Origin of the sequence: Rheinheimera sp. 1928-s, assembly GCF_029269265.1 — a bacterium.
Lineage (GTDB): Bacteria > Pseudomonadota > Gammaproteobacteria > Enterobacterales > Alteromonadaceae > Pararheinheimera.
Genome location: NZ_JARIXP010000005.1, coordinates 293,288 through 304,624, shown reverse-complemented (window position 1 = coordinate 304,624; position 11,337 = coordinate 293,288). Strand labels below are relative to the sequence as shown.

General features: G+C 45.5%; 9 protein-coding genes. 6 read left to right on the top strand and 3 right to left on the bottom strand.

Features of this window, described 5'->3' with window-relative positions:
- The first annotated feature begins 4 nt into the window (after positions 1 to 4).
- The 6 genes from tig to P3C17_RS14355 all read left to right on the top strand — a co-directional run bounded on the left by tig (position 5) and on the right by P3C17_RS14355 (position 8,616).
- On the top strand, positions 5 to 1,315 hold the full coding sequence (gene tig, locus P3C17_RS14380; protein WP_300930084.1) for a trigger factor: 1,311 nt from the start codon (positions 5 to 7) through the stop codon (positions 1,313 to 1,315).
- Positions 1,316 to 1,485: 170 nt separating this feature from the next.
- On the top strand, positions 1,486 to 2,109 hold the full coding sequence (gene clpP / locus P3C17_RS14375; protein WP_301331808.1) for an ATP-dependent Clp endopeptidase proteolytic subunit ClpP: 624 nt from the start codon (positions 1,486 to 1,488) through the stop codon (positions 2,107 to 2,109).
- 65 nt (positions 2,110 to 2,174) lie between these two features.
- Positions 2,175 to 3,449, top strand: coding sequence for an ATP-dependent protease ATP-binding subunit ClpX (clpX, locus tag P3C17_RS14370; protein ID WP_233010158.1), 1,275 nt, complete (start codon positions 2,175 to 2,177; stop codon positions 3,447 to 3,449).
- Between the two features lie 184 nt (positions 3,450 to 3,633).
- Positions 3,634 to 6,030, top strand: coding sequence for an endopeptidase La (lon, locus tag P3C17_RS14365; protein WP_300930083.1), 2,397 nt, complete (start codon positions 3,634 to 3,636; stop codon positions 6,028 to 6,030).
- A 209-nt stretch (positions 6,031 to 6,239) separates the two neighbouring features.
- The gene (hupB, locus tag P3C17_RS14360; protein WP_008898812.1) at positions 6,240 to 6,512 is read left to right on the top strand and encodes a nucleoid-associated protein HU-beta; all 273 of its coding nucleotides are present in this window, start codon (positions 6,240 to 6,242) and stop codon (positions 6,510 to 6,512) included.
- Positions 6,513 to 6,702: 190 nt separating this feature from the next.
- Entirely contained in the window at positions 6,703 to 8,616 is a 1,914-nt protein-coding gene (locus P3C17_RS14355) for a SurA N-terminal domain-containing protein (RefSeq protein ID WP_300930082.1), read from the top strand.
- A gap of 68 nt (positions 8,617 to 8,684) precedes the next feature.
- On the opposite strand, the gene P3C17_RS14350 is transcribed toward P3C17_RS14355, so the two are convergent.
- From P3C17_RS14350 to P3C17_RS14340, 3 genes are read right to left on the bottom strand one after another with little or no spacing between them, the layout of a single operon-like run.
- A complete protein-coding gene (locus P3C17_RS14350; RefSeq protein WP_300930081.1) occupies positions 8,685 to 9,455 on the bottom strand; it encodes an ATP-binding cassette domain-containing protein in 771 nt (256 codons plus the stop codon).
- Positions 9,452 to 10,444, bottom strand: a complete 993-nt coding sequence (locus P3C17_RS14345) for an oligopeptide/dipeptide ABC transporter ATP-binding protein (RefSeq protein WP_233078394.1) — start codon at positions 10,442 to 10,444, stop codon at positions 9,452 to 9,454. Before P3C17_RS14345 ends, P3C17_RS14350 begins: the two co-directional genes overlap by 4 nt.
- On the bottom strand, positions 10,444 to 11,337 hold the full coding sequence (locus P3C17_RS14340) for an ABC transporter permease subunit (protein WP_300930080.1): 894 nt from the start codon (positions 11,335 to 11,337) through the stop codon (positions 10,444 to 10,446). The genes P3C17_RS14345 and P3C17_RS14340 overlap by 1 nt, the downstream gene beginning before the upstream one ends.

Below are 11,337 nucleotides of genomic sequence, written 5' to 3'. Positions count from 1 at the left end.
CAAGATGCAAGTTTCTGTTGAAACCACACAGGGTTTAGAACGCCGTTTGACCATTACTGTTCCAGCTGCTGCAATCAGCACTGAAGTTGACAAAGAATTAAGAAACATCGCGAAAAATCGCCGTGTTGACGGTTTCCGTCCAGGTAAAGCGCCTGTTGCAATGATCAAAAAAATGTTTGGTCTGTCTGTTTTACAAGACGTGGCTTCACGTCAGATGCAAAACCATTTTTATCAGGCGATCATTGCGAACAAATTAACTCCTGCTGGCGCTCCAACTTTCGCTCCAGGCCAACTGGCTGAAGGCAAAGATTTAGAATTCGCAGCCACTTTTGAAGTGTATCCGGAAGTTCAACTGAACGCTCTGGAGAAAATTGAAGTGACTAAGCCAGTAGTTGAAATCACTGCTGATGACTTAGAAACTATGTTAGGTACTTTGCGTAAGCAACATGCAACATGGGCAACAACTGAAGCTGCAGCAGCTTCTGGTGATCGCGTGATCATCGACTTCGTTGGTTCTATCGATGGTGAAGAATTTGAAGGCGGCAAAGCCTCTGACTTCACGTTAGAATTAGGCCAGGGTCGTATGATCCCAGGCTTTGAAGACGGCATCATCGGCAAAAAAGCTGGCGAAGAAGTGACTGTTGAAGTGACTTTCCCTGCTGAATACCATGCTGAAAACTTAAAAGGCAAAGCAGCTAGCTTTGCTGTGACTGTAAAAGCAGTTGAAGCTCAGCAGTTACCAGAAGTAAACGACGAGTTTGCTAAGCTGTTCGGTTTAGCTGAAGCTACTGTTGATGCATTAAAAGTTGAAGTGAAAAAGAACATGGAGCGCGAGCTGAACAACAGCATCAAAGCCCGTGTAAAAGATCAGGTGATCAAAGGTTTGTTAGCCACTCACGAAGTTGAAGTGCCACAAGCTTTGATCGACAGCGAAATCGAAGTATTACGTCGTCAGGCGTTACAGCGTTTTGGCAATAACCTGGATCCAAAGCAATTACCAGAACTGCCAGCTGCTCTGTTCACTGAACAAGCCAAAGACCGCGTGAAAGTAGGTCTGTTATTGGGCGAAGTGATCAAAACAAACAGCCTGCAAGTTGAAGATGCCCGTGTTCAGTCTCTGATTGAAACTGTGGCTTCTGCGTACGAAGATCCACAAGAAGTGATCCAGTACTACAACAGCAACAAAGAACTGTTACAAGGCATGCGCAATGTCGCTTTAGAAGAGCAGGCCATTGACCTGGTTCTGACCAAAGCCAAAGTAACAGAAGAAAAAGCCAAGTTTGATGAGATCATGAATCCACAAGCTGCAAACTAAGATTTGACATCTGTTTGTCAGGCAGTTTTAATGGCTCGAACATCATAGTTCGGGCCATTTTCATTTTTAGCCGTCGTACTTGAAGCAGCCGCATTTTTTGACAGCGTGCTGCAACATCAATGACGCAGGCTCTATAACACAGCCCTCTTTTCAATGAAGGAAATCGCATTATGGCATTTGAGCCAAGAATGAATGAGTTAGTGAATGCCTTAGTTCCTATCGTTATCGAACAAACTGCTAAGGGTGAGCGCTCTTTTGATATTTACTCACGTTTATTAAAAGAACGGGTGATTTTTTTAACTGGCCAGGTAGAAGACCATATGGCCAATCTGATTGTCGCTCAGCTGTTATTTTTAGAATCTGAGAACCCGGAAAAAGATATTTATATCTACATCAACTCACCTGGTGGTTCTGTCACGGCGGGTATGTCGATTTACGACACCATGAAGTACATCAAGCCAAATATCGCTACAGTGTGCGTCGGTCAGGCCTGCAGCATGGGCGCTTTCTTATTATCTGGTGGTACCAAAGGTAAGCGTTACTGCTTACCCAATGCCCGTGTGATGATCCACCAGCCATTAGGTGGTTTCCAGGGCCAGGCCACAGATTTTGAAATTCATGCCCGTGAAATTCTGTCTATCAAAGAGAAATTAAACCGTTTGATGGCAGAACATTGTGACAAGACGTATGAACAGGTTTGTAAAGATACAGAGCGTGATAACTTCTTAAGTGCACAACAAGCCTTGGAATATGGCCTAATCGATGCCATATTAACTCAAAGGGATGCGAAGTAAGTTTAATTCAGGGGTGGTGAAGGGCGCGAAGCCGGCCATCCCTATGTAGTGGAAGAGGAAGTTACATGTCTGATCATCGCTCTGATGGCGAGAAAAGCAGCAAGTTGTTGTATTGCTCTTTTTGCGGCAAATCACAACATGAAGTGCGCAAACTGATTGCAGGCCCACAGGTCTATATCTGTGATGAATGTGTTGATTTGTGCAACGATATTATTCGCGAAGAAATTAAAGATATTTCGCCAAAACGCGACAGCAATAAATTGCCGGTGCCAAAAGAGATCCGTGCCCACCTGGATGACTATGTCATAGGTCAGGAGCATGCGAAAAAAGTTCTGGCGGTGGCGGTCTACAACCACTACAAACGTTTACGCAGCATGCAGCATAAACAAGATGTTGAGCTGAGCAAAAGTAACATTCTGCTGATTGGCCCTACAGGTAGCGGTAAAACTTTATTGGCTGAAACCTTAGCTCGTTTACTGGATGTGCCATTTACTATGGCCGATGCCACCACCCTAACCGAAGCAGGTTATGTGGGTGAAGATGTTGAAAACATCATTCAGAAGTTACTGCAGAAATGTGATTACGATGTAGAAAAAGCCCAGCGTGGCATTGTCTATATCGATGAAATCGACAAAATTTCACGCAAGTCTGACAATCCATCTATTACCCGTGACGTTTCAGGGGAAGGTGTACAGCAGGCACTGCTGAAACTGATTGAAGGTACTGTGGCCTCAGTTCCGCCTCAGGGTGGACGTAAACATCCACAGCAAGAGTTTTTACAGGTCGATACCTCGAAGATTCTGTTTATCTGTGGTGGCGCCTTTGCTGGTCTGGATAAAGTGATTGAACAGCGTTGTGCTAAAGGTTCAGGTATAGGCTTTGGTGCTGAAGTGCGGGCAACGTCACAAAGCCGTACTCTGACCGAAAGCTTTAAAGATGTCGAACCTGAAGATTTAGTTAAATATGGTTTAATTCCAGAGTTTATTGGTCGTCTGCCTGTGGTTGCGACTTTAACTGAGCTGGATTTAGCTGCATTAATGCAAATTTTAAGTGAGCCGAAAAATGCTCTGGTGAAACAGTTTGGTGCATTATTCCAGATGGAAAATGTAGAACTGGAGTTCCGTGAAGATGCGCTCAAAGCCATAGCGCAAAAAGCCATGGAACGTAAAACCGGTGCCCGTGGTCTGCGTTCTATCGTCGAAAACGTGTTGCTGGATACCATGTATGATTTGCCTTCTATGGAACATGTCAGCAAAGTCGTAATTGACGAGACAGTGATCCGCGGCGAGTCTCAGCCCATATTGATTTATGAGACTGTGGAAGCTGCTGCTTCTCAGTAAGTAAAAAGGTCTGGCCGATAAAAATGGGGTCAGATCACATTGTTAACGAATAATGTGATCTGACCCCATTTTCCAGAATCGTTTTAGAAGTCCAAATTTTTTGCTAACTCATTGAAGTGACATAAACAGCCCCCATATACTGTTGAATCATGTCACCTGCAGTAAATAATTCGAGAGAGATTTCATGACAGTAGCAAAGACTGAACGTTTGCATATGCCTGTATTGGCATTAAGAGACGTGGTCGTTTATCCGCATATGGTGATCCCGCTGTTCGTTGGCCGGGCTAAATCCATCAAATGCCTGGATGCCGCGATGGAAAAAGAGAAACAAATCTTTTTAGTTGCGCAAAAAGACGCCACGCTGGATGACCCTAAAGATACTGACTTGTATCAGGTGGGTACTGTCGCCACTATTTTGCAATTGCTCAAGCTTCCTGATGGCACGGTTAAAGTGCTGGTGGAAGGGGGCAAGCGTGCTCAACTGGTAGAATTTACCGACACCGAAGACACCTTCGCCGCTTATGTTGATTTAATTCCGACACCGGAAATGGACAGCCGCGAGCAGGAAGTGATTTTGCGTTCTGCTGTGAATCAGTTTGAAGGTTATATCAAACTGAACAAGAAGATCCCGCCTGAGGTGCTGACAGCGCTTTCTGGCATAGACGACGCTGCCCGTCTGGCGGATACCATGGCGGCTCATATGCCATTAAAAGTAGACGACAAGCAGAAGGTATTAGAAATCATTGATGTGACGGAACGTTTAGAGTTTCTGATGGCGATGATGGAAAGCGAAATCGACATTCTGCAAGTGGAACGCCGTATTCGCAGCCGTGTTAAAAAGCAGATGGAAAAAAGCCAGCGCGAGTATTACCTGAATGAGCAAATGAAAGCCATTCAGCGTGAACTGGGTGAACTGGAAGATACTCCGGATGAATTTGAAACTCTGTCGAAAAAAATCGAACAGGCTCAAATGCCGGACGAAGCCCGCACTAAAGCGACGGCTGAACTGCAAAAGTTAAAAATGATGTCACCTATGTCGGCTGAAGCCACAGTGGTGCGCAGCTATATCGACTGGCTGACCAATGTGCCGTGGAAAAAACGCAGCAAGGTGAAAAAAGACCTGGCAGGCGCAGAACGTATTCTGGACTCAGACCACTATGGTCTGGATAAAGTCAAAGAACGCATTCTGGAATATCTGGCAGTGCAGCAGCGTGTCAACAAATTAAAAGGCCCGATTTTATGTTTAGTCGGACCGCCGGGTGTAGGTAAAACTTCACTGGGTATGTCTGTAGCCAAAGCCACAGGCCGTAAGTATGTACGTATGGCCTTAGGTGGTGTGCGTGACGAAGCGGAAATTCGCGGTCACAGACGCACTTATATTGGCTCTATGCCAGGCAAAATTATCCAGAAAATGGCGAAAGTTGGGGTACGTAACCCGCTGTTCCTGCTGGATGAAATTGACAAAATGGCATCAGATTTCCGTGGCGATCCGGCCGCTGCTTTGCTTGAGGTATTAGATCCTGAGCAAAACACCTCATTCAGTGATCACTATCTGGAAGTGGACTACGACTTATCCGACGTGATGTTCTTCGCCACATCGAATAGCTTAAATATTCCGGCGGCTTTACTGGACCGGATGGAAGTGATTCGTTTAGCGGGCTACACCGAAGATGAGAAGCTGAATATTTCCAAGCAGCATCTGATCAACAAGCAGATTGAACGCAATGGCTTAAAACCTCATGAAATTGAGATTGAAGACAGCGCTATTGTCGGCATTATCCGTTATTACACCCGTGAAGCTGGTGTACGTAACTTAGAGCGTGAAATCTCCAAGTTATGCCGCAAAGCAGTGAAAAACATTCTGCTGGATAAAAACCTGCAGAAAGTGGTGATTAATCAGGACAACCTGGAAGATTTCTTAGGTGTACAACGCCATGACTACGGTAAAGCCGAAGACAGCAATCGTATCGGTCAGGTCACAGGTTTAGCCTGGACTTCTGTCGGTGGTGATTTACTGACGATTGAAGCTGCTGCTGTGGTAGGTAAAGGCAAGCTGACCTACACAGGCTCTTTGGGCGATGTGATGAAAGAGTCGATTCAGGCCGCCATGACAGTGGTTCGAAGCCGTGCTGAGAAGCTGCGTATTAACGAAGATTTCTACGAAAAACGTGATATTCATGTGCACGTGCCAGAAGGTGCTACTCCGAAAGATGGTCCAAGTGCTGGTATTGCTATGGTGACAGCTTTAGTTTCAAGCCTGACAGGTAATCCGGTGCGTGCTGATGTCGCTATGACAGGTGAAATTACCTTACGGGGTGAAGTTCTGCCTATAGGTGGTTTAAAAGAGAAGCTATTGGCTGCACACCGTGGTGGCATCAAACGGGTTTTAATCCCTCATGACAACGTTCGGGACCTAAAAGATATCCCGGATAACGTCAAGGGTGACATTGAAATTCGTGCAGTAAAATGGATTGACGAAGTGTTGGAATTAGCTCTGCAAGAGCCGCCAACAGGGATGTCGGTGCTTGAAGTGGAAAAAATTCCAGCAAAAAGCAAAAAAATCCAAAAAAATCCTGCTTAGGGGCTTTTCAATTGCTCTGGCTGTGTTAAGTTATGGGCAGTTTCGACGCAGCCCTTGCGCAGCAAGGGTTGTGGCCTAACAGAAATTTTTGTAGTGCGTCGTTTTGTGCTTGCAAGCCCACATCAGGCTTGATATAACAAACACGCAGCTACGACAAAGCAAATTTACTGTAGTTGTTGAAAATAATAACAATTGAAGGGGATGATATTGTGAACAAGTCTCAACTTATCGACAAAATCGCTGCTGGTGCAGATATTTCTAAAGCGGCAGCTGGTCGTTCTCTGGACGCGTTCATCGACGCTGTTACTGAGGCTCTTAAGGAAGGCGATTCAGTAGCCTTAGTTGGTTTTGGTACATTTGCAGTTCGCGAGCGCGCTGCACGTTCAGGCCGTAATCCACAAACTGGTGAAACTATCCAAATCGCTTCTGCGAAAATTCCTTCGTTCAAGCCAGGTAAAGCGCTGAAAGACAGCGTAAACTAAGCTGAACGCTTGGCTGTTAGAGTCAAGCCTATGAAGCTGATGGTTCTGCCAAAGTCATTAGTGATTTTCGCGGAGAAAAGCAAAACGCATTAAGCCCGACGCTGCCACAGCTTTTATGAAAAAGGCGTATCTGTTAAGATGCGCTTTTTTTTTAAGACAACCAAAAGTTGCCAAAAGAGACGTAGATACAATGTTAGAAAAGATCAGAGAAGGTTCGCAGGGTATGATCGCCAAGGTCATTCTTGGCTTTGTGATCCTGACTTTTGCTTTAGCCGGGGTTGGCAGTTATCTTGGCAACACCAGTGAAGTGCCTGTTGCCACCGTCAACGGTGATGAAATTACCAAAGTTCAGTTTGATACAGCCTACCAGAACGAAAGAGCCAGAATGCAGCAGCAGTTTGGTGAAATGTTCGGCATGCTGTCAGCTGACAGCAACTATATGAGCAATTTCCGCAATTCAGTGCTGGAGAAGCTGATTGATGAACAATTACAACGTCAATTAGTCGCAGAACTGGATTTAATGGTCAGTGACGATGTGTTACGTGACACTATTCGCAGTTTGCCTGAATTTCAGGTAGACGGTGTATTTAATAATGACCGTTATATAGCCCTGCTGCGTCAGAATGGCTATGAGCCGAATCAGTTCCGTGATTATTTGCGTGCACAAATGTCGGCCAATCAGCTGGTTGTTGGTTTAGCAGGTTCAGAATTTGCGACCATATCAGAAATGCAATTGTTGTCTAAATTACAAATGCAAAGCCGCGATATTCAGTATGCTGTATTAAAAGCTGCTGATTTTGCAGCTGCCGTTGAAATCAATGATCAACTGCTGCAGGACTACTATCAAAGCAATACTAACCAGTTTGTGTCACCAGAAACAGTGTCTGTGGATTATGTGCAGTTAACAGCTGCAGATATAGCTGCGACAGTTGAAGTGACAGATGCTGATTTGCAAGCCTACTACGACGCCAACCAAGCCCGTTATCAGACTGAAGAACGTCGTCGGGTTTCGCATATCCTGCTGGAGTCGGCTGACGACAATGCTGAAATTGAAGCTAAAGCTGAAGCTTTAGCAGTGCAATTACAACAAGGTGCTGATTTTGCTGAACTGGCAAAAAAGGAATCTGCTGATACTTTTTCAGCTGAAAAAGGTGGTGACTTAGATTTTATCGAAAAAGGTGTGATGGATGCCGAATTTGAAAAGGCAGCCTATGCTCTGGCCAAGGCTGGTGATATCAGCCCTGTGGTAAAAACTGAATTTGGTTACCATATTATTCAGTTAACAGAAGTGCAGCCTGGTTCAGTGAAAGCTTTTGCTGATGTGAAAGATCAAATTCTGACCACGGTCAAAGATGATAAAGCCGCTGAGAAGTTTATTGATCTGCAACAGCTGTTAGGTGAAAAGAGCTTTGAAATCGCTGATAGCCTGCAAGAAGCTGCTGAAGCTGTTGGGACTAAAGTCGTTTCAGTGCCTGCCTTTAGCCGTTCGACTGCTCCTGCTGAATTAACTGCACCTAAAGTACTGGAAACCTTATTTTCAGATGACTTTATTAGTGCCGGTGTAAACAGTGACTTGATTGAAGTTGCTCCACAACATGTGGTTGTGGTGCGGGTGAATGCACATCAACCAGAGGTCACGAAGAAACTTGAGGAAGTGAAAGATCAGGTACAAGCTGCTGTAGTTGCAACGAAAAGCTCTGAGTTAGCCAAAGCGAAAGCTGAAGCTTTGCTGGCTGAAGTTCAGGCAGGCAAGTCTTTGCCTGAAGTAGTAGCTGCTGCACAGTTAGTTTTGGAAACTAAAGCTGCTGTCACTCGTTTTGGTGGTGATATCGATTCAGACATCCGCACCAAAGCTTTTGAGCTGGCTAAACCTGCGGCAGAACAACCTGCTACTGTGGCTATGCTAAATCTGGCGAGTGGTGATGCTGCTTTAGTTGCTGTGACTAAGGTCACTGATACTGAAGTGACAGATAAGCCTCCGGTTGACCAGTTACAACAGTTTGCTGATCAAAAGGCACAAAGTAGTTTTGGTGCATTGCTTGCTGCATTAAAAGCCAAGGCTGAAATCACCCGTTCTTTACCAGAAGCTGCTGCTGACGAATAATCTTCATATTCACCAGCCATAAAAAAACCAACCTTAGGGTTGGTTTTTTTATGGCAAGAAACGAACACTTAGCTTTGTGCGCTGTTAATCAGTTTTTTGCTGTAATCGTGTTGAGGGTGATCAAAGACTTGATTGGTTGGACCGTAATCCAGTGCTTTGCCTTGATGCAAAACCAGCATGCTGTCGCTGATATGTCGTACCAGACGCAGGTGGTTGGTGATCAGCAGGTAAGATAAACCAGTTGTTTTTTGCAGCTCCAGCAGCAGATTGACAATCTGAGCCCGTAACGAAGGGTCCAGCGCCGTTAAAGCTTCATCCAGTATCAGCAGCTTTGGATCCATAATAAGAGCTCTGGCAAGCGCTACACGCTGTAATTGACCCCCTGAGAACATATGAGGGTAGTAGGCCGCGTGCTCTTCCATCAAGCCCAATTGGGCTAAGGTTTGATGAATTTTCTGCTGACGCTGCTGTTCATTCAAATCTGTGCTGTAGCGCAGCACATCTTCCAGCATTTGTCCTACTTTATGATGAGGATTTAATGAGCGGGCCGGGTCCTGAAAAATATAGCGAATAACATGATTGTATTTTTTATGGTCGCTGATGGTGACAGCCTCACCTTCCAGCAGTATTTCGCCACTGTCCGGGGTTTCTATACCAACCAACAATTTAGCCAGGGTACTTTTACCTGAGCCTGTTTCACCTACTATTGCCAGTGTCTGGCCCGGATATACACTAAAGCTGATATCGGACAAGGCCTGAATGGTTTTACGGCCAAAGATCCCTTGAGCTTTCTGATAACTTTTATACAGCTGCCGGATCTCAAGTAATGGAGCTGTCATGTTTTTTTACCTTGTAATGGAAAATGGCAACTGAAGTAGTGATTTTGCAGGCGCTCCAGTACAGGTGTTTTGACACATTCCTTACGGGCATTGGGGCAACGAGGCCCTAAACGGCAGCCTATAGGCAAATGCTGTAAGGTGGGAATGCTACCATGCAAAGCATACAAAGGTTGTTTACTGGCCAGTTGAGGCTGGAACTCAGGCACACTTTTGATCAGTGCATCGGTATAAGGATGAAAAGGAGACTTTAAAATAGCCGCAGTTTCACCTGCTTCAACCAACTGGCCACAATACAATACGCTTAAGGTCTGAGTATTACGGGCCACAGTTTCAAGCTCATGGCTGATTAATAATATCGACATGCCTTTGAGCTGGTTAAAGCTGGCTAATAAGCGAAACAACTGCGCCTGAGTGGTACTTTCCAGCGCTGTCGTAGGTTCGTCAGCGATCAAAAGCTTCGGTTTTTTAGCAATCGCCATGGCAATCATTATTTTCTGACAGACCCCTTCAGGTAACTGATAAGGGTAAGAGTTTAAAATAGCCTGGTGATCTCTGATACCTACCTTATGCAGCAGTGCTATGGCTTTTTTGCGCCGTTCAAAAGGCCGGCCCCACCAGCGGCTTTCCAGTTCAGAATCTGGAATAGCTTCCAGTAACTGGTCCAAAATAGGGGCCGTTGGATCCATACTGCGGCTTGGTTCCTGATAAATCATCGCTATATCGCGGCCAATAATTTTGCGCTGTTCTTCATAAGATAAACGCAATAAATCCTGACCAGCCCAGCTGAATCTGTCTGCTGTGATATGCCATCTTTTATTCAGTACACCTACTATGGCTTTGGCGATTAAACTTTTGCCTGAACCTGATTCGCCCACTAAACCACGAATTTCACCTTCACGTATGGTCAGATTTACTTTGTCGACAGCCCGAATTAAGCCTTCCGGGGTTTCCAGCTCAATCGTCATGTTTTTAATATCAAGCAAAATCATCAGTTTTCCCGCCGCTTTGTCATCGCCGTGCGTAAGCCATCACCCACCAGATTCACCGACAGTACTGACGCAAAAACTAAAATACCTGGCAGAGCTATGGCCCAAGGCGCCAGATAAATTAAATCTAAAGCGTCTGCGATCATCACTCCCCATTCAGAAGTGGGAGCCTGAGCACCTAAGCCTAAAAAGCCCAAAGCTGCGACATCGAGGATAGCGGTGGACAATGCCATAGTGGCCATCACAGTGAGATGTTCCCAGATATTGGGCAAAACCGCATAACGTAACACTTGCCAGTTGGACGCGCCGTCCAACCGGTAGGCTGCTACATAATCTTGTTTTAAGGTGTCTTGTATCGCATTACGAATACCATGCACAAACTGCGGTAACAGCGCCAGCATAATGGCCCAGGTGGTGTTCCACAGGCCAGGGCCTAATACTGCCACTATGATAATGGCCAGCAGCAGGGAAGGGATGGTCAGCGCCAAATCCAGCACATGGTTAAAAATACTGGATTTAACACCTTTGCTCATGCCCGCCATAGCACCCAAAGCCAAACCCATCAGCAAAGATCCAATCACTGTGATTAGGGCAATACCAAAGGTGTAAGTGGCCCCTTTCATCAGCCGCGACATTAAGTCACGACCTAAATCATCTGTGCCAAAAGGATACTGTACTAAGCCTTGTTCGCTCCATGAAGGAGCCAGCAACAACAAATCAGCGTTTTGCAGATAAGGGTCGTGAGGGCTGAGCAGCGGTGCAAATAAGGTCAGCAACAGAAAAAAAGAAAACATCACCAGACCAAAGACGGCCGCATGCTGGCGCTGAAATTGCTGCCAGAGTTGAGTTAAAGGACCGCGATTGTGTTCCTCAAAATACAGCCGGAATTTTTTCAT